Raw genomic sequence first — 24312 nt, forward strand, 5'->3', positions numbered from 1 at the left:
GGGATCCAGATTCGGCGCGCCGCCCTTTCCAGCGGCCGTCCGATGCCCGGCCCGGCCGCCATCCGTTCAAGAGGAACCCCGCCATGTCCAACGCTTCGGCCGCCGCGCCTTCGCCGTCTGCGTCCCCGTCCGCCGGTTTCGACTGGGCCGATCCGTTCCGGCTCGAGGACCAGCTGTCCGAGGACGAGCGGCTGATCTTCGAGACCGCCCGGTCCTATGCGGAGGAGAAGCTGCGGCCGCGCATCGTCGAGGCCTATCGCAACGAGACCACCGACCGGTCGATCTTCAACGAGATGGGCGAACTCGGCCTGCTCGGCCTGACCCTGCCCGAGGATTATGGCTGCGCCGGCGCGTCCTATGTTTCCTACGGCCTCGTCGCCCGGGCGGTCGAGGCGGTGGATTCGGGCTATCGCTCGATGATGAGCGTCCAGTCCTCTTTGGTGATGTATCCGATCTTCGCCTATGGCGACGAGGCCCAGCGCCGCAAGTACCTGCCGAAGCTCGCCACCGGCGAATATGTCGGCTGCTTCGGCCTGACCGAGCCCGATGCCGGCTCCGATCCCGGCGGCATGACCACGCGGGCCGAGAAGATCGACGGCGGCTACCGCCTGTCGGGCGCCAAGATGTGGATTTCCAATTCGCCCATCGCCGACGTCTTCGTCGTCTGGGCGAAATCCGCCGCCCATGACAACAAGATCCGCGGCTTCATCCTGGACAAGGGCATGAAGGGCCTCTCGGCGCCGAAGATCGAGGGCAAGCTCTCCCTGCGCGCCTCGATCACCGGCGAGATCGTCATGGACGGTGTCGAGGTCGGCGAAGACGCGCTGCTGCCGAACGTGTCGGGGCTCGGCGGCCCCTTCGGCTGCCTCAACCGGGCCCGCTACGGCATCTCCTGGGGCGCCATGGGGGCGGCCGAGGATTGCTGGAAGCGGGCGCGCGACTACACCATGGAGCGCACCCAGTTCGGACGCCCGCTGGCCCAGACCCAGCTGGTCCAGAAGAAGCTCGCCGACATGCAGACGGAGATCGCGCTGGGGCTGCAGGCCTCGCTTCGGGTCGGCCGCCTGTTCGACGAGGGCGCCATGGCGCCGGAGATGATCAGCCTGGTCAAGCGCAACAATTGCGGCAAGGCGCTGGACATCGCCCGCACTGCCCGCGACATGCATGGCGGCAACGGCATCATGGGCGAGTACCATGTCATGCGCCACGCCCAGAACCTGGAGACCGTCAACACCTACGAGGGCACGCACGACGTCCATGCGCTGATCCTCGGCAAGGCCCAGACCGGCCTCCAGGCCTTCTTCTGAGCCGCGACAGCAACCGCCGGAGACCCGCGATGCAGACCATCTTCGTCCAGTTCAAGTGCCGGCCGGGCGCCGCCTATACGGTCGCCAACGATCTCCAGGAATCGGTCGAGGAAATGTCGGAGGTCTATTCGACCTCCGGCCATTACGATCTGATCGCCAAGTTCTACCTCGACGACGGCCGCGATCTCGGCCACTTCGTCACGGAGAAGCTGCAGGTGCTCGACGGCGTCGCCGACACCTTCACCACCGTCGCCTTCAAGGCGTTCGGCTCCGCCGGCTAGGCGTTTTCGCGCCTATCGGCCTGGCTCTCCCCTGCAATCCAGGGGTGCTACCATGGCGGTGCTTGCCAAGCCCGGTCCCATTTGCTTCCCTCTGCGCATTGCAACGGTGGGAGGCCGTTGCCGGGAGACACACGCTGCCTCGGCCAGCGTCGCGACGCGGCGGCCGGGTGACGCGGATCCGGCCGAATTCCCACCCGACTTGCGACAATGGATGCGCGCTGCCCTGGCGGCCGCATCGCTCGTTACACTCGGGTCCGATCTGGACCACACCGGAGTTTCCACGATGAAGAATCTGCTTCTGGGCGCCGTCTCCTCTCTCGCTCTCGGCCTGACGGCCTCCGCCGCCATGGCGCAGTCGGCAGGCTGCGACGATGGCGAAATGGTCATCAAGTTCGCGCATGTCGTTGCCGCGACCGGTCACCCCAAGGGTGACGCCGCCACGCTGCTGGCCAACCGCGTCAACGAGGAGATGAACGGCACCGCCTGCATGGAGGTCTTCCCGAACTCGACCCTGTTCGACGACGACAAGGTGCTGGAAGCGCTGCTGCTCGGCGACGTGCAGCTGGCCGCGCCGTCGCTGTCGAAATTCGAGGCCTACACCAAGAAGTACCGCCTCTACGATCTGCCGTTCCTGTTCTCCGACCTGTCGGCCGTCCAGACCTTCAACAACTCCGACACCGGCAAGGAACTGCTGACCGTCATGGAAGACGTCGGCTATACCGGCCTTGGCTACTGGCTGTCGGGCATGAAGCAGTTCTCGGCCAACAAGCCGCTGGAAGTGCCGAGCGACGCCAACGGCCTGAAGTTCCGCATCCAGACCTCCGACGTCGCCGAGGCGATGATCAGCGCCATGGGCGCCTCGGCCCAGAAGCTCGCCTTCTCGGAAGTCTATCAGGCGCTGCAGACGGGCGTCGTGGACGGACAGGAGAACTCCTGGTCGAATATCTACACCCAGAAGTTCTTCGAGGTGCAGGACGGCATCACCGAGACCAACCACGCCGCCCTCGCCTATCTGCTGGTCACCTCCACCGAATGGCTGGACGGCCTGGAGCCCAAGGTTCGCGAGCAGTTCCTGACCATCGTCAACGAGACGACCAAGGCCGCCAACGACGCTGTCGCCGACACCGAGGCGAAGAACCGTCAGAACATCGTCGACAGCGGCTCCACCATCCGCGAGCTGTCGGACGAGCAGCGCGAGCAGTGGGTCTCCACCATGAAGCCGGTCTGGGATCGCTTCCGCGAGGACGTCGGCCAGGACGTGATCGACGCCGCGCAGGCATCGAACCCGGCCAACTGATCGCCTGACGAACGACCGGGCGCCCATCGGCGTCCGGTCCCCACCTGCAGGCCCGGCTGACGCCCCGGATATTCAGGCGATCCACGCAATAATGCACGGTATCGACGGCGGGTCTCTTCCCCTTTGCGGTCCGATATAGTAGCCGCCACCGTCGACTGGACAGCATGGCCGACATCGGCCGTTTCGGGAGGAGATTCATGAGCGCGTACTGGCCGTTTCTCGCCATTCTGGCGCTCATCGTCCTCCTGTTCTTCGTCGAACGGCGCTGGCCCGACCGGGTCACCCGCATCGAGGAGAACATTCTCGCCACCATCCTCGCGGCGATCACCTTCGTCTCCTTCTCACAGGTCGTCGCCCGCTACGGCTTCAACAGCGGCTGGACCGGCGCGCTGGAACTGACCCGCATCCTGTTTGCCTGGATGATCCTGTTCGGCATGAGCTACGGCCTGAAGCAGGGCATCCATCTCGGCGTCGACGCGCTGATCCGCACCTTCCCCAAGCCGCTGTTCCGCGCCGCGGCGCTGTTCGGCGCCTTCTGCACCGCGCTCTATGCGATCATGCTGCTGTCGGCCGACTGGCTGTCGGTCTTCGGCGCCAATTCGTCAGGCGGCGCGATCTTCTACTGGAAGCGCTTCTTCGACATCGGTCTCGGCCTCGACGATCTGCGCTACCCGGTCTTCATCCAGGAAGCCTTCGGCATGCAGGAGCGGGTGCAGCGCTGGATCGCCTATCTCATCCTGCCGATCGGCCTCGCCCTTCTGGCGTTCCGCGCCCTGCAGGGGCTGGTGATGATCTGGAACGGTGAGCGTGAACTGATCATCGCCGGACACGAGGCGGAAGACCTCGTGGCGGAAAACAAAGACCTCTTGAAGGACTGACGACGGATGGAAACCACCCTTCTCTTCATCCTCGTCCTGAGCCTGCTGTTCCTCGGCGTGCCCGTGGCGATCTCGCTCGGCCTGTCGTCGGTGATCCTGATCGCCTTCTTCTCGACCGACTCCATGTCCTCGGTCGCATTGCAGCTGTTCACCGCGTCGCAGAACTACACCCTCCTGGCGATCCCCTTCTTCATCTTGGCCTCGGCCTTCATGTCGACCGGCGGCGTCGCCCGGCGCCTGATCAACTTTGCCATCGCCACCGTGGGTCATTTCCGCGGCGGCCTCGCCATGGCCTCGGTGCTGGCCTGCATGCTGTTCGCGGCGCTGTCGGGCTCGTCCCCGGCCACCGTGGTGGCGATCGGCACCATCGCCATCGCCGGCATGCAGAAGGTCGGCTACAGCAAGGACTTCGCCGCCGGCATCATCGCCAATGCCGGCACGCTCGGCATCCTGATCCCGCCCTCGATCGTCATGGTGGTCTATTCGGCCGCCACCGACGTCTCGGTCGGCCGTATGTTCCTCGCCGGTGTCATTCCCGGCGCCGTCGCCGGCCTGATGCTGATGATCGCCATCTACGTCATGGCGCGGATCAAGAACCTGCCGGCAGAGCCTTGGCATGGCTTCGGCAACATCATTCATCACGGCAAGGATGCGGGCTGGGGCCTGTTCCTGATCGTCATCATCCTCGGCGGGATCTATGGCGGCGTCTTCACGCCGACCGAGGCGGCCGCCGTCGCCGCCGTCTACGCCTTCTTCGTCGCGATCTTCGTCTATCGCGACATGGGCCCGATGAAGGGCATTCCCTGGGTGCTGCCCACCGACAGCCGCAAGGCCCGCGTCGGCTTCTCGGGACTGGTCTATGGCGTCGCCTTCTTCTTCGTCTGGATGATCCTGTCCTTCTTCGCCACCGACGCGCCTGGCGGGGCCTCGATGAGCTTTGCCGAGCGCGCCACGGTCGGCGGCATCATCTCGCTGATCCTCGTCATCGCCTACACGCTGTGGCGGGGCGAGCGGACGGGCGTAATGGGCGTCCTCGGCCATCTGGGCGCCGGCCTGCCGGTCTGGGGGCGCAACCTCGCGCTCTCGTTCCGCAATATCGGCCGCGCCTTCTTCAACGAGGACACGCGCAAGGTCATGGTGGAGGCGTCGCGCACCACGGTGATGCTGATGTTCATCATCGTCAACGCGCTGCTCTTCGCCCATGTCCTGACCGCCGAGCGCATCCCGCAGGCGATCACCGACATGATGCTGGGCGCCGGCTTCGACTGGTTCACCTTCCTGATCGCCGTGAACATCCTGCTGCTGATCGGCGGGCAGTTCATGGAGCCGTCGGGCCTTCTGCTGATCGTCGCACCGGTCGTGTTCCCGATCGCCATGGAGCTCGGCGTCGACCCGGTCCATCTCGGCATCATCATGGTGGTGAACATGGAGATCGGCATGATCACGCCGCCGATCGGGCTCAACCTGTTCGTGACGTCCGGCATCACCGGCATGAGCCTCGTCCAGGTGGTGAAGGCCGCACTGCCCTTCGTGGGCGTCCTGTTCCTGTTCCTGATCCTGGTGACCTACGTGCCGGCGCTCTCGACCTTCCTGCCCTACAGTCTGATGGGCCCGGAGATCGTCACGCGCTGACGACGGCGCCGCCGAGCCGACACGTCGGCTCGGCAACGAGCGGAACGAAAAAGGGCGACCCCGGTGGTCGCCCTTTTTCGTTGGTAAATCGTCGCAAATGCAGAATCGGACGGCGGCCCGCTACCACCGCGCGACTACGGCCGGGGCGTCGCGATCTCGCCGAATTCGAGCACCGGACCGGCGTCGATGCGCTCGGCGTTCAGGAGCCCCGCGATCCGCTCGAGGCTGGCGACTACCATCGCCTGCTCCCAGTCCTTCATGCGGTCGAATTCGCTCTGGAAGCTGACCTGGAGATCGGGCGGCATGCTGGCGAGCATGGCGTGGCCCTCTTCCGTCAGATCGATCCAGATATGCCGCCGGTCGCTCTCGCCGCGGCGGCGCTGCACCAGTTTGCGCTCGACCAGCCGGTCGATCAGCGTCGTCACCGTGGCCTGCGTCAGGCCGATCTGCGCGGCGATGGCGCTGGGCGTCATCTCGCCCTGGCTGAGGATCCGCAGCACCGTCAATTGCGAACTCGTCAGGCCGGTTTCCTTGGCCAGCCGCCGCGCGCTGAATTCCATGGCGCGAATGATCCGCCTGAGCGCGATCAACGCCTGCCGTCCCCGATCCTCCATGTTCCGTTTACCCCGATGAGATCGTCCGCGAGGCCCTTTGCCTCCGCCGCATCCTGGCGGCGGGGCCATATAAGCGAGGGATCCTTCGACGATCAAACCGATTCTTTGGGGTCGAGGCAGAAATCATTTGACCAGCAAATGACCTCCGACCGCCCATTCCGTCATCAATATTTTTTCCGAGCCCTGTCGGAAGGTGCTCAAACCACTGATATAACGCGATGAACCCTTGATGAGGCGGGTGCCGAATCCCCGCGCATATCGCCCGCGAGCGCGCCGCGGCGGTTGACTATCGCTTCGACCGTATAAATATTCCGCCTCAACGAAATAACGCACGAGGCGCGTCCATGCAGAAGTCCGATAAAGGTCACCGTCCCCAATTGGCCAGCGTTTCTAGCCCTTTGACGTTCCGCCATCCCGTCCGTGAGGATGGACAGGCGGTGCACGACCTGATCGACTCCTGCGAGACGCTGGACGACAATTCGCTGTACTGCAACTTCCTGCAGTGCACCCATTTCGCCAGCACCTGCATGCTGGCCGAGCTGGATGGCGAGATCGTCGGCTGGGTGTCCGCCTACCGTCCCCCGGAAGAGCCGGAGGCCCTGTTCGTCTGGCAGGTGGCCGTGGCAGAAGCGGCCCGTGGCCGCCGTCTGGCGCGCCGCCTGATCGCGAACCTGCTCACCAGCGAGTCCTGCGAGGGTGTCGAGCGCCTGAAGACCACGATCACGCCGGACAACAAGTCCTCCTGGCGCATGTTCGAGGGCGTCGCCGACGAGTTCGATGCCAAGATCACCGACAAGGTCTGGCTGTGCGGCGACGAGCACTTCTCGGGCGATCACGACAGCGAGCACATGCTGACGATCGCGCCGATCGACGCGAGCGCCACCGAGACCGACGACATGCCGGAACAGACGGCACAGGCTGCCTGACAGCCAGCCCCCGCAGCAGACTGCGGGCGCGACCGGAACCTGGACAGAACGTTGATGCCCGCCGTGCCGCGGGCTCCGTTCGTAACAACACGGATTGACACATGCTGAACCACACCGAAACGCCCGCCACGACGGGCGCCGCCACCTTTGCACGCCTCGAATCCGAGGTCCGCAGCTATTGCCGCAGCTTCCCGACGGTCTTCAGGAAGGCGCACAACGCCACGCTGACCGACATCGAGGGCCGCGAATATATCGATTTCCTCGCCGGCTGCGCGTCGCTGAACTACGGCCATAACGACCCGGACATGAAGTCCGCACTGGTCGACTACATCATGTCGGATGGCGTGACCCATGGCCTCGACATGTTCACCGAGGCCAAGGAAGCGTTCCTGATCTCGTTCAGCGAGCGTATCCTGAAGCCGCGCGGCATGGACCATCGCATGATGTTCCAGGGCCCGACCGGCGCCAACGCCGTCGAGGCGGCGCTGAAGCTCGCCCGCAAGGCCACCGGCCGCGAGAACGTCATTGCCTTCACCAACGGCTATCACGGCGTCACCACCGGTGCGCTCGCTGCTACCGGCAACGGTTCGCAGCGGGCCGGCTCGCGCAGCCAGCTCACCGGCGTTACCCGCATGGCCTATGACGGCTTCCATGGCGAAGGCGTCGACAGCGCGCAGATGCTCGACGACATGCTCGGCGATACGTCCAGCGGCATCGACGCCCCCGCGGCGATCCTCCTGGAGTGCATCCAGGGCGAAGGCGGCCTCAACGTCGCGTCGAAGGAGTTCCTGCAGCGCCTCAGCGCGATCGCCAAGAAGCACGGCGCGCTGCTGATCATCGACGACATCCAGGCCGGTTGCGGCCGTAGCGGTGACTTCTTCGCCTTCGAGTTCGCCGGCATTCAGCCGGACATCATCACCATGGCGAAGTCGCTGTCGGGCTTCGGCCTGCCGATGTCGATGGTTCTGGTGAAGCCGGAATACGACGTCTTCACCCCGGCCGAGCACAACGGCACGTTCCGCGGCAATAACCATGCCTTCGTGACGGCCCGCGCCGCCCTGGAGAAGTTCTGGGCCGACGATGCCTTCGCCAAGGATATTCGCCGCAAGGCCGACTATCTGAACCAGCGCCTCGGCGCCATCGCCGAGAGCTACGGCTTCCGGGTCAAGGGTCGCGGCATGATGCGCGGCATCGACACCGGGTCCGGCGACAAGGCCGCCGAGATCTGTGCCGCCGCCTTCGAGCGAGGCCTCGTCATCGAGACCGCCGGTTCGTCCGACGAGATCGTCAAGGTGCTGGCACCGCTGACGATTTCCGATGAGACGTTCGCCCGGGGCCTCGATATCGTCGCCGAGGCCTTCGAGACCGTTCTTCGTGCGCCGGCGCGTGTCGCAGCCGAATAGGCTGCAGACACCACCACCCCGCACATTTCACCGAATTGGAGTATCCACATGATCGTCAGAGATCTCGCAGAAGCCCGCAAGACCGAACGCCTCGTCAAGTCGGAAGGGTGGGATTCCACCCGCCTTCTCCTGAAGTCCGACAATGTCGGCTTCTCGTTCCACATCACCACGCTCTACGCCGGTGGTGAGAACCACTTCCATTACAAGAACCACTATGAGTCGGTTTACGTTGTGTCCGGCGAAGGCACGATCGAGGACAAAGCGACCGGCGAGGTCCACGACCTGCGTCCGGGCGTGATGTACGTCCTCGACAAGCACGACCGGCACATCGTCCGCCCGAAGACCGAGATGTCGGTCGCCTGCGTGTTCAATCCGCCGCTGAACGGCAAGGAAGTGCACGACGAGACCGGCGCATACGCTCTTGAAGGCGAGGCGATCTAGGACCTGCGATCCGGGCGGCCTTGCGCCGCCCGATCCGTTCAGAGCCCTGCGCGCTGGTTGCCAGCCGGCGCGGGGCCACAAGCCGAACCGCGATGCGGCCAAAGGCCCGTCCCACCCGGCACACGCATCCCAGGCATTGCCCGGAGAGAGACCCATGACCAACCATACAGTCGAGAAAATCGGCGGAACATCCATGCTTCGGCATGAGGAATTGCTGGAGAACGTTCTGATCGGCAGCCGCAAGGGTGACGATCTCTACAACCGGATTTTCGTCGTCTCCGCCTATGGCGGCATCACCGACAAGCTGCTCGAGCACAAGAAGACCGGCGAGCCGGGCGTGCACGCGCTGTTCGCCAGCACCGATTCCGAATGGGCCTGGGGCGACGCGCTGACCGCCGTCGGCCGCGACATGCAGGCGATCAACGCCAAGGTCCTCGACGACACCGGTGATCGCCGTGCGGCGGACGATTTCGTGCGCGAGCGGATCGAGGGGGTCCGCAGCTGCCTTATCGATCTGAGCCGTCTCTGCTCCTTCGGCCAGTTCCGTCTCGAAGAGCATCTGATGACCGTCCGCGAGATGGTCTCGGCGCTTGGCGAGGCCCATTCGGCGATGGTCACGGCGCTCCTCCTGCGCAATCGCGGCGTCAATGCCCGCTTCGTCGACCTGACGGGCTGGCGCGACGACAGCCAGCCGTCGCTCGACGAACGCATCTGCACCGCGCTCGAAGACGTCGACTTCGCCACCGAGATGCCGATCCTGCCGGGCTATGCCCAGTGCAAGGAGTCGCTGGTGAAGAGCCACGACCGCGGCTACACCGAGGTGACCTTCGCCCGCGTCGCAGCGCTGACCGAGGCGCGCGAGGCGGTGATTCACAAGGAGTTCCACCTCTGCAGCGCCGATCCGAAGACGGTCGGCCTCGACAAGGTCCGCGTCATCGGCCGCACCAATTACGATGTGGCCGACCAGCTCTCCAACATGGGCATGGAGGCGATCCATCCCCGCGCCGCCAAGGGCCTGCGCCAGGCCGGCATCCCGCTGCGCGTCCGCAATGCCTTCCGGCCGCAGGATTCCGGCACGCTGATCCTCGACGAGCGCGGCGCGCCGAAGCCGCGGGTCGACATGATCGCCGGCCTGCGCGGCGTCTTCGCCCTGCAGTTCTTCGAGCAGGACATGGTCGGTGTGAAAGGCTACGACGCGGCGATCCTGGAAGTCTTGACGCGCCACAAGATGCGGATCGTCACCAAGACCTGCAACGCCAATACGATTACCCATTTCATCGACGGTTCGATGAAGTCGCTGAAGCGCGTCGAGCGCGATCTGGCCGAGCGCTTCCCGGCCTCCGAGATCGAGATCGAGCGCGTCGCCATCGTCTCGGTGATCGGCCGCAACCTGACGGCGCCGGGCCTGACCCTGCGCGCGCTGCAGGCCCTGTCGGAGGCGGGCATCGCGCCGCTCGGCATGCAGGATCTGACGCGCCGCGTCGACCTGCAGTTCGTCATCGACGACAAGGACTATGACGGCACGCTGCGCACGCTGCATGCCGCCCTGGTGGAGAGCGACATCGAGGCGATGGGGCAGGATGCTCCGGGCTCCGAGACCGGCCTGCGGGACGCCGCCTGACCGATCTGTCCGGCTGACTCGTCGGCCGATGACATCATCAAACTAGAACGGGCCGCTTCCTTCGGAGGCGGCCCGTTTTACGTTTGGCAGTCCGTTCTGCATGGGACGAGACGAGGCGCGTCGGCGCCTTGCCCCCAGTGGCAGTTGGCTCGGCTCAGCCGCCCTGACCGGCAGTCAGCCGCAGGATCGAGCTGGAGCCGCCGCGGCGCGTCTCGGTGACCGCGTAGACGGCGCCGTCCGGCCCGACCTTCACGTCACGGATACGGGCGTCGAGCGGAACCCGCGCCTCGGTCGCCACCCGGCCTTCCTCGATCTGCAGCACGACGAGGCCCTGGCTCACCAGACCGCCGATCAGAAGAGCGCCCTGCCATTCGGGGAATTCGTCGCCCTGATACTGCGCCATGCCGGATGGGCCGATCACCGGGTCCCAGTAATAGACCGGCTGCTCCATGCCATCCTGCGCGGTGATGCCCTCGCCGATCGGGGCGCCGCTGTAGTCGATGCCGTAGGTGATGACCGGCCAGCCGTAATTGAGTCCCTGCTCCGGCCGGTTCAGTTCGTCGCCGCCCTTCGGACCGTGTTCCACCGTCCAGAGCTGGCCCGCATCGTCGACCACTGCCGATTGCAGGTTGCGGTGCCCGTAGGACCAGATCTCCGGCAGCGCGTCGGCCGCATCGACGAACGGGCTGCCGTCGGCGGGCGAGCCGTCCGGGCGGATGCGGAAGATCTTGCCGAGACCGGAGGTGACATCCTGCGCCTGATCGCGGATCGGCGTGTCGGAGCGCTCGCCGACGGTGACGAAAAGGTCACCATTCGGCGCGAAGGCGAGGCGCGAGCCGAAATGCTTGGTGCCGGCATAGCCCGGCGTCTGCCGGAAGATCACGCGGACATTTTCGAGCGTGCCCGAACCCGCGTCGTCGGTGCGCAGTTCGGCCGCCGCCACGCTGGTGCCGTTCACACCGCCATCGCGTGGTTCGGAGAAGGAGAAGAAGATCGTCCGGCTGTCGGCGAAGTCGGGCGCCAGTGCGATATCCAGGAGACCACCCTGCCCGCGCGCGTCGACATCGGGCACGCCGGCCACCGGCTCACCGACATTGCCGTCGGTGCCGACGATATGCATCGCGCCGTCCTTGGCCGCGACGAGCATGCGGCCATCGGCCAGGAATTCCATCGACCAGAGCTTCGGCAGATCGTCGGCGACGATCTCCGTCGTCACCGCGACGTCGGTCGCCGGCTGTGGCGCCCGGGTCTGACCCTCGAAGGCCGGCGACTGGTCAGCGCCATGCGGCGCCCCGGTCGCGACTGGCGGCCGCGTGGAGGCATCGCCACTGGCGGACGAGTCGCCGCTTTGCGCCAGCGCCTGCCCCCCGGAGAGCATGGTGGTGGTGGCGAGAACGATTGCGAAATGGCGCATGAAAACCTCCGATACTGGCAGAAGGCCGCGGTTCCGCGGCCCGTTGCCCGAGGATCTGGACCTCGCGGCAAGGCCTGCAACCATCGCGATCGGTGAATGATATGAACGTGATGAGGTCAGATCCGGCGCGCCGGTTATTTGGGCGTCGCTGTCAGCCCGCCTGGTCGAACTCGGGTGCGCAGAAGACGCGGTACATCGCCTCCATGATCGCGCGGGTCTCGTCATTCGCCAGCGAATAGAAAATCGTCTGGGCTTCCCGCCGCGTGGTGACGAGTCCGCCCGTACGCAGCCGGGCCAGATGCTGCGACAGCGCCGATTGGCTCAGCCCCGCCTCCTGCCCGAGCGCCCCGACCGACGCTTCGCCTTCCGCCAGGCGGCACAGGATGCGCAACCGATGCGGGTTCGCCATCAGCGACAGCATGGCGGCGACGTCCGCGGCCTTTTCGTCGAGCGCCCGCGCCATCGGCGATCGCCCGTCCGGAATCTCAATATTAGGCTTGTCTAATTTAGGCATGGCGCATATATACACTGGCAACGGCGAAACCCAAAGCGATTTGCCTCATTTCAATACGGTCGGGCACGGCCCGTACGGCCATCGCCCCGTGCCACGGCCCGACCACAAGACGCTAGAGGAGACGTCCGCATGTTGACCCGACACAGCCCATCTCGCGGCGCAGGCTCCCCGGACATCTGGGGATTCTACGAAGAGGATACCGGCTCCGTTCAGTATGTCTGTGCCGATCCGGCGACGCGCAAGGCCGCTCTGATCGACGTCGTTCTGAACTTCAATCCTGCCGAGGCCCGGACCTCGACCGAGAGCGCCGACGAGATCCTCGCCCATGTCGCGCGGGAGGGCCTCGAGATCGAGTGGATTCTCGACACCCATCCCCACGCCGACCACATGATGGCCTCCGCCTATCTGAAGGAGAAGCTCGGTGCGCCGACCGCCATCGGCAGCAAGGTCATCGAGATCGCCGAGTTGTGGCGCGGCCTCTACAATCTGCCCGAGGCCTTCGACCCCGCCCGCGACTTCGACCGGCTCTGGAATGACGGCGACACCTTCACCATCGGCAACATCGACGTCCGCGTGATGCTGTCCCCCGGCCATACGCTGGGCTCGATCACCTATGTCGTCGGCGACGCGGCTTTCGTCCACGACACACTGATGTACCCCGACATGGGCTCAAGCCGCGCCGACTTCCCTGGCGGTTCGTCCCGCACGCTGTGGGCGAGCATCCGCGAGATCCTGTCGCTGCCCGGCGACACGCGCCTCTTTGTCGGCCACGACTATGGCACCGACTCCCGCGACGAGATCCAGTGGGAAGCGACGGTGGACGAGCACCGCCGCGACAACGCCCATGTCGGTGACGGAACGAGCGAAGCCGAATTTGTCGAGACACGCGACACGCGCGATGCCACGCTCGATCTGCCCGACCGGATGCTGCACGCCTTGCAGGTCAATCTGCGCGGCGGACGCCTGCCGCCTGCCGAGAGCGACGGCAACCATTATTTCAAGATCCCGGCCAACCGTTTCTGAGGAGCCCCGTTATGCACAAGACCATGCAGGACTATGTCGCCGATGCGAAGGCCGCCACCGGAACCATTGCGCCGACCGAGGCCCATGCCTCGGGCGGCGTGATCCTCGACGTGCGCGAGGCCCATGAACTGGCCGAGAGCGGCGAGGTCGCCGACGCCGTTCATATCCCGCGCGGCTTTCTGGAAGCCAAGGCCGATCCGACGGCGCAGAGCGCCCATCCGCCGCTGACCAGGGCCCATGGTGGCGAGACGCCCGTCTACGTGCTCTGCGCGTCCGGCGCCCGCGCCGCGCTTGCCGCCAAGACGCTGACCGAGATGGGCTACGAGGCCAAGCCGATCGAGGGCGGGCTGAAGTCCTGGTGCGATTGCGGCCTGCCGCTCAAGGACTGAGCGACAGCCGGCCAGGTCCGCCGGACGGATGAACGTCCGGCGGACCCATGATCACCGCCCGCCAGCGCCCGCGCGGCCCCCGCGCCCATCGAGCCCTTCGCCATGACCCTCACCCTCGTCCAGTATCTCCTCGGCGCCTTCTCCGGTTCGCTGGTCGGGCTGTCGCTCGGGCTGTTCGGCGGTGGCGGGTCGATCCTCGCCGTCCCGCTCATGGTCTATCTTGTCGGCGTGCCCGGCGCCCATATGGCGATCGGGACCAGCGCCTTCGCCGTGGCCGCGAACGCCGCCGGCAATCTCGTCACCCATGCCCGGCTTGGCCATGTGAAATGGCGCTGTGCCTTCGTCTACAGCGCGGCTGGCATCGTCGGGGCGCTCGCCGGATCGACCCTCGGCAAGCTGATCGATGGCGAGCAACTGCTCTTCGCCTTCGCCCTTCTGATGATCGGGGTCGGCGTCATGATGTTCCGCCACCGCGGCCATGGCGGTGACCACGATATCGAGTGCAACCGGCAGAACGCACCGAAGGTGGTCGGCTATGGCGCCGGAACGGGGGCGTTCTCCGGCTTCTTCGGGATCGGCGGCGGCTTCCTGATTGTGCCGAGCCTCGTCGCCGCGACGGGCATGACGATGCTGAACGCCATCGGCACGTCACTTGTCGCGATCACCGCCTTCGGACTGACGACGGCGTTGAACTACGCCCTGTCCGGCTATGTCGACTGGCCGCTGGCGCTGGTCTTCATTGCGGGCGGCCTCGCCGGCGGCGTTGCCGGCGCCTACATCGCGCGCTGGCTGTCCGGCCGCAAAGCGGCGCTCGATATCGCCTTCGCCGGCCTCATCATGCTGGTCGCCATCTACATGCTGGTGAAGAGCGGACTGGCCTTTCTCGCCTGACCGCTTCCCGGCCCCCACGCCACCCAACCTGAGGAGCCGATCCGTGCCGCTCGAGACCATCACCCCCTATACGCCCTTCGCGTCGCTCGCCGGCGGCGTCCTGATCGGCCTGTCCGCCGTGATGGTCATGGCGCTGTTCGGACGCATCGCCGGCATTGCCGGGATCACCGCCGGGGCGCTTCCCGGTCGCCGTGACGACTGGATCTGGCGTCTGGCCTTCATTCTCGGCCTCGTCGCCGCACCGCTGCTCGTCTTCATGGTCAGCGGCGAACCCGTCGCCCAGACCGTGCCGACCAGCCTCGTCGCCATGGGCATTGCCGGCCTCCTCGTCGGTTACGGCACCGTCACCGGTTCGGGCTGCACCAGCGGCCACGGCGTCTGCGGGCTGGCCCGCCTGTCCGGCCGCTCGCTGGTTGCCGTCGCCACCTTCATGGCCTTCGCCGCCGGGACGGTCTTCGTCCTGCGTCACCTCGTTTGAGGAGGATCATCATGCGCCCTCTCTTCGGCTTTCTCGCAGGCCTGCTCTTCGGCGTCGGCCTCATCGTCGCCGGCATGTCCGACCCCGCCAAGGTCCTGAACTTCCTCGATGTCGCAGGCACCTGGGATCCGAGCCTCGCCTTCGTCATGGGCGGCGCCGCGCTGACCACCTTCATCGGCTACCGGATCGTCCTGCCGCGCGGCCACCCTTATCTCCTCTCGGAGTTCCAGCTTCCGACACGGAGCGACATCGATCGCAATCTCGTCGTCGGAGCGGCGATCTTCGGCATTGGCTGGGGCATCGGCGGTTTCTGTCCGGGTCCGGCCTGGACTACACTGGTCCTCGGCGCGCCGGGAACGCTGGTCTTCCTGCCGATGATGCTGGCCGGCATGGTCATCGCGACGCTTGTCGCGAACCGGCGGAACGCCCGGCACTGAGTGCGGAACAATAGACGGCTACAAAAAGTCGGGCCTGGCGAAGGATCGGAATCTGTTCGCGTGCATTGGTCAGATATCGGCGGCACGTTCTCCCTCCCAAATCTTCCCGCGCCGCTGATTGCAGTAAGGCAGTTGGAAGGGGTCCTCCCCCCTTTCCAACTGCCTTTTTCTTTGCAGCAACGAGACCTGCCGCGTCCCCGCGGCAGGCGTGGAGAGTGTACCCATGGCAACGATCGAGCGGGCCCGCGCCATTGCCGAGAGTGCCCATGCCGGGCAGGTCGACAAGGCCGGCGCCGATTACATCACCCATCCGCTGCGGGTCTGTGACACGGTCACCGGCGAGCAGGCCAAGATCGTCGCACTGCTCCACTACGTCGTGGAGGACAGCGACTGGACGCTGGAGGGGCTGCGCCAGGAAGGATTTTCGGATGCCGTCGTGGATGCCGTCGACGCACTCACGCACCGCGAAGACGAGGATTATTTCGACGCGGTCCGGCGCGCCCGGGACAATGATCTGGCGCGCATCGTCAAGCTGGCTGATCTGGCCGACAATTCCGACCGGACCCGCCTGGGCACGGTGACCGAAGACGACGAACGCCGCCTCGGGAAATATGCCGAGGCGCGCGCCATCGTTCTCGGCGACGCGCCCTGATGCCGCGAGCTCTTCCGCCGGCCTGAACCGACCGGCGGAAGAGCTCCGTGCCCATCACATCGTCAGGATGGTCGCCCCGGTGGTCTTGCGCGCTTCCAGATCGCGATGCGCCTGAGCGGCTTCTGCGACCGGATAGGTCTGGCCGATGGTGATCCTCACCGCACCCGATCCGACCACGTCGAACAGCGCCTTCGCCGAGGCGTCGAGCTCGTCGCGGCTGGTGTTGTAGCCGAACAGGCTCGGCCGGGTGGCGAAGAGCGAGCCCTTCTGGTTCAGGATTCCGATGTCGAACGGCGGGACGTTGCCCGAGGACTGGCCGAAGCTCACCCACAGGCCGCGTGCCTTCAGGCAGTCGAGGCTGCCGGGGAACGTGTCCTTGCCGACGGAATCATAGACCACGTCGCATTTGCGGCCGTCGGTGATCTCGCGGACCTTCTCGACGAAATCCGCGTCGCGGTAGTTGATGACGTGATCGTAGCCGTTCTGCAGCGCGAGTTCGCATTTCTCCGGCGACCCGGCCGTGCCGATCACCGTCGCGCCCAGATGCTTGGCCCACTGGCCGGCGATCAGGCCCACCCCGCCGGCGGCGGCATGGAACAGCAGCACCGTCTCCGGTCCGACCTTGAACGTCCGGCGCAGGAGATATTCCGCCGTCATGCCCTTCAGCATGATCGCCGCCGCGGTGTGGTCGTCGATCGTGTCGGGGATCTTCACGGCCTTGTCCGCCGCGACCACGACCTCTTCGGCATAGCTGCCGGCAACGCCGTTATAGGCAATGCGGTCGCCGACCTTGAACCGGTCCGTACCGGGCCCGACGGCGGTGACGACGCCGGCGCCCTCCTTGCCGAGAGCGAAGGGCATCTGCGGCGCCTTGTAGACGCCGGTCCGGAAATAGACGTCGATGAAGTTGACGCCCGCGGCCGTCTGCCGGACCCGGACCTCGCCCTCACCCGGCCGGCCGGGATCGTGCTCTTCCCACTTCATCACGTCCGGTCCGCCCACCTCGTGGACCATGATCGCCTTGCTCATCCCTGTCTCCCTGATGCGTTCGCTCAGCGGCGTTTGCGATCCAGAAGCTGGACGACGCCGCCGATGGCGAACAGATAGAGGCCGCTGAGCACAAGTCCCCAGCGCACCCAGTCCGGACTGGCGAAATTGTTGAACAGGGCGATCAGGCCCAGCACCGACCAGACCGCGAAGATCGACAGATTGACGAGGCGCAGCCGCGCGACGCGCACCGGATGCAGGAACTGGATGGGCAGGAACGTTGCCACGGTGCACAGGACGACGAAGCCGAAGGCGACCGCCTGGCTCGGCTGCACCGCGAAGAAGGTGAAGACCACCATGTTCCACGCGACGGGAAAGCCGCGGAAGTAATTGGCCTTCGTCTTCATGCGCGTGTCGGCGTAGTAGATCGCGCTGGAGATCACGATCAGCGCCGCCGCGACGCCGGACCATGGCTCACCGATCAGGCCGGACAGATAGAGCCCGACCGCGGGGATCATCACGAAGGTCGCATAGTCGATCACCGCGTCGAGCACGTCGCCGGACCAGTTCGGCAGGATCCGCTTGATCTCGATCTTGCGCGCCATCGGCCCGTCGATGCCGTCGACGAACAGCGCCAGGCCCAGCCAGCCGAACATGGCCACCCAGCGCCCCTCCCCGGCGGCGATCAGCGACATGAACGCCAGGAAGGCGCCGCTGGCGGTCAGGAGATGCACGCCGAAAGCGCGCCACTTGTCGATATTTCTGACTGCGTCTGCCATCAAATGTCCGGATCGATTCGTCGCATGGCGGCGTGCCGCAGCACGCGGCCATTGTCATCCGCTGTAACGGGCGTATGTGCGAATTCCAAGCGAAACGAACGACAACGGCCTCGATCGGCGGTTTTTGGCCGCATCTGGCACCGGATCTGGACCGCAGGCATGGAACGTAGAGAAATAGCCGTCATCGGCGGCGGACTGGCCGGCACCGCCACCGCGCTCGCGCTGGCAAAGGCCGGCTTCGACACGGTGCTGGTCGCGCCGGACGCACCGGCGGACCGGCGGAGCACGGCGCTGATCGGCCGCTCGGTCGCCTTCCTGTCCGATCTCGGAATCTTCGAGGCGCTGGGCAGCAAGGCCGAGCCGCTCGCCGTGATGCGGTTGATCGACGACACCCGCCGGCTGCTGCGGGCGCCGACCGTCGAGTTCCGCGCCAGCGAGATCGGCCTGTCGGCCTTCGGCTACAACGTTCTCAACAGCGATCTCCTGGCCGCGTTGCAGGCACAGGCGGCGGACGCACCGCAACTCGAGCGTCGCGACACGGTCGCGCGCAGCTACCGCATCGAGGGCGAGCGCGCCGTCGTCGAACTGGCCGACGGCAGCAGCCTGGCCGTCGATCTCGTCGTCGCCGCCGATGGCCGTCGCTCGCCGATGCGCGAAGCCGCCGGCGTCGGCCTGCGCGAATGGTCCTACCCGCAAAGCGCCATCGTCCTGAATTTCGGCCACCGGATCGACCATCGGTCGATCTCGACGGAGTTCCATACCCGCTCCGGCCCGTTCACCCAGGTGCCGCTACCGGGCCGGCACTCGTCGCTCGTCTGGGTGGAGGAGCCGAAGCTCGCCGAGCTCTATGCCGAGCTTGCGCCCGACAAGCTGTCGCGGATGATCGAGGACCGGATGCAGTCGATCCTCGGCGAGGTCACTGTGGAGGAGCCGATCCAGCGCTTTCCGCTCTCCGGCGCCTCGGTGGATCGCTTCACCGGCGACCGGTTGGCGCTGGTCGGGGAAGCCGCCCATGTGTTTCCGCCGATCGGCGCGCAGGGGCTCAATCTCGGGCTGCGCGATTGCGAGGACATCGTGCGCCTCGCCTGCGAGAGCCGCGACGATCCCGGCGCACAGGTCACGCTCCTGCGCTACGACGCCTCGCGGCGCTCGGACGTGCGTTCGCGCACCATCGGTGTCGATCTTCTCAACCGGTCGCTGCTGGCCGATTTCCTGCCCAGCCAGATGGCCCGCTCGGTCGGGCTCGGCGCCATGCGCGCCCTGCCGCTCCTGCGCCAGTTCGCCATGCGCGAGGGTCTCAGCCCCGGCGCCGGCCTGACCGGCATTCCCCGCTCACTGCGGGAACGGATCGGTCGGCACGAGACCTGAGGACAAGAGGAACAGCAGCAGCGTCACCGTCCCCACCGACAGGACGGTGGTCACCAGCACCGTGGCCGAGGCGCGCTCGACCCAGACCCCGTATTGCTGCGCCATGACGAAGACGTTGGTGGCGGTCGGCAGGCAGGCCAGGAGGATCGCGGTCTGCACCCAGATCGGGTCGAAATCCCCGAAGACGCCTAGGAGCAGCCAGGCGACCACCGGCTGCACCAAGAGCTTCATCGGCACGATCGTGCTCAGTTCCATGGGAACGCGCTTCAGCGGACGCAGCGCCAGGGTCACGCCCATGGCGAAGAGCGCGCAGGGCGCGGCGGCATTCGCCAGAAGCTCCAGCAGCCGTTCGATCGGCTCGGGCGGGCGAAACTGCACGATGGCCGCCGCGACGCCGACGATCGTCGCCAGGATGAACGGGTGGGTGAAAATCTTCACGAGCACCTCCCGCGCCACGACGCTGGTCGGCCGGCTGCGGTCGCCGCCGACCGCCATCATCAACGGCGCTATGACGAAATGCAGGATGTTGTCGAAGCAGAAGATCAGCGCCACCGGCACGGCGGCGGCCGGACCGAAGGCGGCCATCGCGATCCCCGGCCCCATGTAGCCGATATTGCCATAGGCGCCCGCCAGCCCCTGGATGGTGGCGACCGGGATGTCGGCGCGGGACCGCACCAGCGCCAGGACGAAGCCGACGACGAAGATGACGAAGGTCGCAAGGGTCGTCGCGGCGATGAAGCCGATGCTGGCCAGTTTCTCGACAGGCGTGCGTGCGAGAAGCTGGAAGAACAGCGCCGGCAGCGCAATGTAGATGACGAAGACGTTCAGCCAGGCGAGGCCTTCGAGCGGCCTGTCGACGATTCGTCCCGCCCCGAAGCCGAGGCCGATCAGGACGAAGAATGGCGAGATGAGCCCGATGATCTCGATCACGGTCTCGGCCTGGCAGTGAAACTGGAAAACATGCGGGGACGTTCGTCTCGGCCGGACCTGCGCGCTTGCGCTGCACCGGTCAGATTGGCTATTTCCCGTGCCTTAAGGGAGACTTCACGTCTATGCAAACTGCTCGCTTCTTTATCGGACAGGTCGTCAAGCACCGCGTATTTCCGTTTCGCGGCGTGATCTTCGACGTCGATCCGGAATTCGACAACAGCGACGAGTGGTACGAATCCATTCCCGCCGACGTGCGGCCGCGCAAGGACCAGCCTTTCTACCATCTATTCGCGGAGAACGCCGAGAGCGAATACATCGCCTATGTCTCGGAGCAGAACCTCCTGCCCGACGAGAGCGGCACCCCGGTGCGGCATCCGCAGATCAGCGAATTGTTCGACGGCCCTGTCGACGGCGCCTATCAACTGAAGGGCGCCCACCGGAACTGACGCCCGCCGAGCCGGCTGTCCGGACCATCCGGCAGCAGCGGCGCCGACACTGACGTCAAAACGCAAGACGGCGGCCCAAGGGCCGCCGTCTGCATGTCTGGCTACAGTCGCGAGAGCCTTACTGGGCGGCGGCGCCGCTCTTGGCTGCGTTCTGCGCTTCCTCGAACTTCTTGCGGCGCTCCTCGGCCTGCTTCTGCAGGGCCTCGTTGAGCTCCTGCTGGCGCTGGGCCAGTTCCGGCTGGGCCTTCGGCGCGCCGTCATAGGCATCCGTGAAGCCCGACAGCGTGATCGGAACCGGATTGGCCTGGCGCTGGAAGTTGATCGAGGTGACGTTCATCTGCTTGCCGGCCTTCATCGAGGCGACCATCGCATCGGTCAGCTCAGCCTCGGCGATGCAGCGGTCCTGGAAGCAGACCGAATAGTTGAGCGTCTGCGGTGCCTTGTCGTCGACCTTCACCTGCACGCCGGCGGGGATCACCCGGCCGGTCGGGACCACGGCCTGGAGAACCTTCTGGTTCACCTTGCCTTTGACGTTGATCAGGTTGACGGCCGTGATCAGCTGCCGCGTGTCGGCGATCAGCGTGTACTGCGTGTTGCAGATCTCGTTCTCGCCCTGGGTCGAGCAGACCTTGAACCATTCGGCGGGTACGGCTTGCGGACGCTGCCCGGCAGCGGGGGCGGCCCCCGAAGGAGCAGCGGTTTGGGCGATCGCGCCGGATACGCCGGCGCCGAGCGTCGCAAATCCGAGCAGCCCGGCGGCGAGCATCCCGGTGGTGGCGTTCATCAGACGGTGCGTCACAGGCCTCAATTCCTTTCGGCATGAATGGTGCGGAAACATGCGTTCCTTAACGAGGCCCGACCTCTTTCGCAAATACGGCAGTTTGAAGACTCCCGGCCGAATGAGCCGCGCGTCCCGCCGGTAGGCAAGCTGATGCTTTCCCGCTAGAATCGCGGCCCTACAGAACTTCAGGAGTCGATCGAACCGTATGCGGATCATTTCTGCCGCCACAGGCCTCAGCGCGCTTCTCGCCCCGTTCTGCATCGCGGTCGCGCTCGGCGCCACGTCACCGGCCATTGCCGAACCGGCCCATGCCATCGCCATGCAGGGTGACCCGGCCTTGCCGGCGGATTTCGAACATCTGCCCTACGCCAATTCGGACGCGCCGCAGGGCGGCACCATGCGTTACGGCGTCTTCGGCACCTTCGACAATCTGAACCCCGTCATCGTCCGCGGTGCGCTGACCACGGCCCGTGGGCTCTGGTTCGACAAGCAGTTCGGCAATCTCGTCTTCGAGCCGCTGATGCAGCGCTCGATGGACGAGCCCTTCACCATGTACGGTCTCCTGGCCGAGACCATCGAGACCGACGACGCGCGCAGCTTCGTCGAGTTCCAGCTCAATCCCGAAGCGACCTTCTCGGACGGCAAGCCCGTGCGCCCGGAGGACGTTCTCTTCACCGTCGAGATGCTGCGCGAGCACGGCCGCCCGATGTACGCCAACTGGCTGCGCCCGGCGGTCGAGATCGAGAAGATCGGCGAGAACGGCGTCCGCTTCACCTTCGACGACACGGCCGACCGCGAGACGCCGATGCTGATCTCGGGCCTGCCGGTCCTGCCCGAACACGCCTTCGACCGCGACACCTTCGAGCAGACGACGCTGGTGCCGGTGATCGGCTCGGGTCCCTACGTGATCGACACGGTCGAGCCCGGCCAGCGCATCGTCTATCGCAAGAACCCCGACTATTGGGGCAAGGACCTGCCGGTGAAGCAGGGCTTCGACAATTACGAGACCATCGCGATCGAGTATTTCCGCGACGCCAACGCCCAGTTCGAGGCCTTCAAGAAGGGCCTGTCTCACGTCTATATCGAGGGCGACCCGAACCACTGGCGCACCGCCTATGACTTCCCGGCGGTGACGAGGGGCGACGTGGTGCTGGAGAGCTTCACCTCCGGCGCCCCCTCCAACATGCTCGGCTTCGTCTTCAACACCCGCCGTGACGTCTTTGCCGACCGCGCGGTCCGCAAGGGCCTGTCGATGCTGTTCGATTTCGAATGGGCGAACCACAACCTCTTCTACGACGCCTATGCGCGTACCGGCAGCTTCTTCCAGAATTCGGAACTGTCGAGCTTCGGCAGGCCAGCCTCCGACGAGGAGCGGACGCTTCTCGGGGACCATGTCGACGCGGTCGATCCGGAGGTCCTGGACGGCAGCTACGCGCCGATGCAGACCGATGGCAGCGGCAGCGACCGGAAGGCGCTGCAGGCGGCCGTGTCGGCCCTGCGCGATGCCGGCTACCAGTTCGAGGGGCGCTCGCTGATCGGCCCCGACGGCAAGCCCCTCGCCTTCGAGATCCTCGTCCAGTCGTCGGAACAGGAGCGCATCGCCCTGGCCTACAAGCGGTCCCTCGACCGGGTCGGCATCCAGGCCACCATCCGGCAGGTGGACGATGCCCAGTATCAGGCGCGCAAGAACGCCTATGACTACGACATGATCCTCGCCACCTATTCGGCATCGCTCTCGCCGGGTGCCGAACAGGTCTATCGCTGGGGTTCGGTGTCGCGCGATCTACCCGGCACGTTCAACTATGCCGGCGCCGCCGATCCGGCGCTCGACACCATGATCGGCGAGATCGTCGGGGCGCGCTCGCGCGAAGACTTCGTGACGGCGGTGCGGGCCTACGACCGGCTGCTGATCTCCGGCTATTACGTCCTGCCGCTGTTCCATCTGCCGGAACAATGGCTGGCGCGCTGGAAGTTCATCCAGCATCCCGAGACGACACCGCTCTACGGCTATCAGCTGCCGGCCTTCTGGCGCGATCCGGCCAGCGTCGAATAGCGACGCCGGCTGTCCGTCGAGACAGCCGGCCAGAGCGTCAAGCGATCAGCGGGGCTCGGTCTCGGTCGCCTCGTTGTCCATTACGGGCTCTGGGGCGCCGGCCTCAGCAGCCGGCAACTGATCAGGCCCCTCCGGCACCACAGGCGGTGAATCTGGTTCCGCCAGCGGATCCGCGGCGGCCGGAGCTGTCGTCGCCGCATCCGCCGGCCGCGTCGGACCGAAGGGCGCCACGACCTCGCTGACCGGCACCGCGAGGTTCATCGGCAGCAGCCGACCGACCTTCGCCGACAGCCCCATCATCGTCTTCGACAGGAACCGGCCGATCCGGCCCTCCGGCGTGCACACGAGGGTCTCCAGGCTGCCGTCGCCGGCCCGTGCGCCGGCACAGGCGACCGCATCCGCCAGCCGCACGTCCTTTGGCTCAAGGCCGATGAACTCGAGCACCGCACCGTTGCTGCCCGGCTGACAGCCCATCTCGAAATCCAGCCGCACCTCGGTCGGCGTCGACGCAAACCGGGTCACGGTGTGGCGGCTCTGGTTCCAGCGCAGATTGGTGTCGATGGGAATGAAGCTGGGGATCGGGATGCCGACGAGCGCCGAGACGACCCTCAGATCGAATGCCAGCGGCGTACAGATGCCGGCCTCGTTGAGGCGGCCCTCGATGGTCCGCAGCGTCACCGCATCGGCGTCGACCATCTGAGCCTGCGCCGGCACGGCGCCGGAGACGGCAACCACCATGAGGGCCGATGTCAGAAGGCGGATCGGCCGCA

Annotated in this window: 26 protein-coding genes; 18 read left to right on the forward strand and 8 right to left on the reverse strand. The window is 66.1% G+C overall.

Annotated features, from left to right (window positions below):
* Positions 1-83 precede the first annotated feature (83 nt).
* The 5 genes from H9Q09_RS02080 (at position 84) to H9Q09_RS02100 (ending at position 5395) form a co-directional block, all read left to right on the forward strand.
* On the forward strand, positions 84-1307 hold the full coding sequence (locus H9Q09_RS02080) for an acyl-CoA dehydrogenase (RefSeq protein WP_187389686.1): 1224 nt from the start codon (positions 84-86) through the stop codon (positions 1305-1307).
* A gap of 29 nt (positions 1308-1336) precedes the next feature.
* On the forward strand, positions 1337-1588 hold the full coding sequence (locus H9Q09_RS02085; protein WP_009209578.1) for an Lrp/AsnC ligand binding domain-containing protein: 252 nt from the start codon (positions 1337-1339) through the stop codon (positions 1586-1588).
* Between the two features lie 283 nt (positions 1589-1871).
* Positions 1872-2885 (forward strand): DctP family TRAP transporter solute-binding subunit, encoded by a 1014-nt coding sequence (locus H9Q09_RS02090; protein WP_281414903.1) that lies wholly within the window; start codon positions 1872-1874, stop codon positions 2883-2885.
* A gap of 197 nt (positions 2886-3082) precedes the next feature.
* Positions 3083-3763 carry a TRAP transporter small permease gene (locus H9Q09_RS02095; RefSeq protein ID WP_187389687.1) on the forward strand — a complete coding sequence of 227 codons (681 nt, stop codon included), beginning with the start codon at positions 3083-3085 and terminating at the stop codon, positions 3761-3763.
* Between the two features lie 6 nt (positions 3764-3769).
* Positions 3770-5395 (forward strand): TRAP transporter large permease subunit, encoded by a 1626-nt coding sequence (locus H9Q09_RS02100; RefSeq protein WP_187389688.1) that lies wholly within the window; start codon positions 3770-3772, stop codon positions 5393-5395.
* 134 nt (positions 5396-5529) lie between these two features.
* Here the strand turns inward: H9Q09_RS02100 and H9Q09_RS02105 are convergent, their stop codons facing one another.
* Positions 5530-5985 (reverse strand): MarR family transcriptional regulator, encoded by a 456-nt coding sequence (locus H9Q09_RS02105; protein WP_210315171.1) that lies wholly within the window; start codon positions 5983-5985, stop codon positions 5530-5532.
* A 368-nt stretch (positions 5986-6353) separates the two neighbouring features.
* Between H9Q09_RS02105 and ectA the strand changes: the two genes are divergently transcribed.
* From ectA to H9Q09_RS02125, 4 genes are all read left to right on the forward strand, one after another.
* Positions 6354-6935, forward strand: a complete 582-nt coding sequence (ectA, locus tag H9Q09_RS02110) for a diaminobutyrate acetyltransferase (RefSeq protein WP_187389689.1) — start codon at positions 6354-6356, stop codon at positions 6933-6935.
* Positions 6936-7036: 101 nt separating this feature from the next.
* Entirely contained in the window at positions 7037-8338 is a 1302-nt protein-coding gene (gene ectB / locus H9Q09_RS02115) for a diaminobutyrate--2-oxoglutarate transaminase (RefSeq protein WP_187389690.1), read from the forward strand.
* A gap of 48 nt (positions 8339-8386) precedes the next feature.
* Complete coding sequence (locus H9Q09_RS02120; protein ID WP_024350690.1) at positions 8387-8779, forward strand: ectoine synthase; 393 nt, start codon at positions 8387-8389, stop codon at positions 8777-8779.
* Between the two features lie 154 nt (positions 8780-8933).
* A complete protein-coding gene (locus tag H9Q09_RS02125; protein WP_187389691.1) occupies positions 8934-10400 on the forward strand; it encodes an aspartate kinase in 1467 nt (488 codons plus the stop codon).
* A gap of 154 nt (positions 10401-10554) precedes the next feature.
* Here the strand turns inward: H9Q09_RS02125 and H9Q09_RS02130 are convergent, their stop codons facing one another.
* Together H9Q09_RS02130 and H9Q09_RS02135 are read right to left on the reverse strand one after the other, a co-directional pair.
* Complete coding sequence (locus H9Q09_RS02130) at positions 10555-11814, reverse strand: PQQ-dependent sugar dehydrogenase (protein ID WP_246715962.1); 1260 nt, start codon at positions 11812-11814, stop codon at positions 10555-10557.
* Between the two features lie 151 nt (positions 11815-11965).
* Entirely contained in the window at positions 11966-12277 is a 312-nt protein-coding gene (locus H9Q09_RS02135) for a metalloregulator ArsR/SmtB family transcription factor (RefSeq protein ID WP_187389692.1), read from the reverse strand.
* 180 nt (positions 12278-12457) lie between these two features.
* Between H9Q09_RS02135 and H9Q09_RS02140 the strand changes: the two genes are divergently transcribed.
* The 6 genes from H9Q09_RS02140 (at position 12458) to H9Q09_RS02165 (ending at position 16198) form a co-directional block, all read left to right on the forward strand.
* Positions 12458-13351, forward strand: coding sequence for an MBL fold metallo-hydrolase (locus H9Q09_RS02140; RefSeq protein ID WP_187389693.1), 894 nt, complete (start codon positions 12458-12460; stop codon positions 13349-13351).
* Positions 13352-13362: 11 nt separating this feature from the next.
* Positions 13363-13740, forward strand: a complete 378-nt coding sequence (locus H9Q09_RS02145) for a rhodanese-like domain-containing protein (RefSeq protein ID WP_228240952.1) — start codon at positions 13363-13365, stop codon at positions 13738-13740.
* Positions 13741-13842: 102 nt separating this feature from the next.
* The gene (locus H9Q09_RS02150; protein ID WP_187389694.1) at positions 13843-14631 is read left to right on the forward strand and encodes a sulfite exporter TauE/SafE family protein; all 789 of its coding nucleotides are present in this window, start codon (positions 13843-13845) and stop codon (positions 14629-14631) included.
* Between the two features lie 43 nt (positions 14632-14674).
* Entirely contained in the window at positions 14675-15109 is a 435-nt protein-coding gene (locus tag H9Q09_RS02155; RefSeq protein WP_187389695.1) for a YeeE/YedE thiosulfate transporter family protein, read from the forward strand.
* An 11-nt stretch (positions 15110-15120) separates the two neighbouring features.
* Complete coding sequence (locus H9Q09_RS02160; RefSeq protein WP_187389696.1) at positions 15121-15546, forward strand: DUF6691 family protein; 426 nt, start codon at positions 15121-15123, stop codon at positions 15544-15546.
* Positions 15547-15769: 223 nt separating this feature from the next.
* Positions 15770-16198, forward strand: coding sequence for an HD domain-containing protein (locus H9Q09_RS02165; protein WP_187389697.1), 429 nt, complete (start codon positions 15770-15772; stop codon positions 16196-16198).
* A 54-nt stretch (positions 16199-16252) separates the two neighbouring features.
* Here the strand turns inward: H9Q09_RS02165 and H9Q09_RS02170 are convergent, their stop codons facing one another.
* Positions 16253-17227, reverse strand: coding sequence for a quinone oxidoreductase (locus tag H9Q09_RS02170; protein ID WP_187389698.1), 975 nt, complete (start codon positions 17225-17227; stop codon positions 16253-16255).
* A 23-nt stretch (positions 17228-17250) separates the two neighbouring features.
* On the reverse strand, positions 17251-17964 hold the full coding sequence (pcsA, locus tag H9Q09_RS02175; protein WP_187389699.1) for a phosphatidylcholine synthase: 714 nt from the start codon (positions 17962-17964) through the stop codon (positions 17251-17253).
* Positions 17965-18123: 159 nt separating this feature from the next.
* Between pcsA and H9Q09_RS02180 the strand changes: the two genes are divergently transcribed.
* Entirely contained in the window at positions 18124-19332 is a 1209-nt protein-coding gene (locus H9Q09_RS02180) for a UbiH/UbiF family hydroxylase (protein WP_187389700.1), read from the forward strand.
* Here the strand turns inward: H9Q09_RS02180 and H9Q09_RS02185 are convergent.
* Positions 19297-20262 carry an AEC family transporter gene (locus H9Q09_RS02185; protein WP_187389701.1) on the reverse strand — a complete coding sequence of 322 codons (966 nt, stop codon included), beginning with the start codon at positions 20260-20262 and terminating at the stop codon, positions 19297-19299. The two genes, H9Q09_RS02180 and H9Q09_RS02185, sit on opposite strands and share 36 nt — an antisense overlap.
* A gap of 122 nt (positions 20263-20384) precedes the next feature.
* On the opposite strand from H9Q09_RS02185, the gene hspQ reads away from it, so the two are divergent.
* The gene (gene hspQ, locus H9Q09_RS02190) at positions 20385-20708 is read left to right on the forward strand and encodes a heat shock protein HspQ (protein ID WP_009209558.1); all 324 of its coding nucleotides are present in this window, start codon (positions 20385-20387) and stop codon (positions 20706-20708) included.
* A gap of 118 nt (positions 20709-20826) precedes the next feature.
* Here hspQ and H9Q09_RS02195 read toward each other — a convergent pair whose 3' ends face one another.
* The gene (locus H9Q09_RS02195) at positions 20827-21507 is read right to left on the reverse strand and encodes an invasion associated locus B family protein (RefSeq protein WP_228240552.1); all 681 of its coding nucleotides are present in this window, start codon (positions 21505-21507) and stop codon (positions 20827-20829) included.
* 301 nt (positions 21508-21808) lie between these two features.
* On the opposite strand from H9Q09_RS02195, the gene H9Q09_RS02200 reads away from it, so the two are divergent.
* Positions 21809-23542, forward strand: a complete 1734-nt coding sequence (locus H9Q09_RS02200) for an extracellular solute-binding protein (protein ID WP_210315191.1) — start codon at positions 21809-21811, stop codon at positions 23540-23542.
* Positions 23543-23587: 45 nt separating this feature from the next.
* On the opposite strand, the gene H9Q09_RS02205 is transcribed toward H9Q09_RS02200, so the two are convergent.
* Positions 23588-24280, reverse strand: a complete 693-nt coding sequence (locus tag H9Q09_RS02205) for a hypothetical protein (RefSeq protein WP_187389702.1) — start codon at positions 24278-24280, stop codon at positions 23588-23590.
* Positions 24281-24312 lie beyond the last annotated feature (32 nt).

The organism is Aurantimonas sp. DM33-3 (assembly GCF_014334315.1).
GTDB lineage: Bacteria > Pseudomonadota > Alphaproteobacteria > Rhizobiales > Rhizobiaceae > Aurantimonas > Aurantimonas coralicida.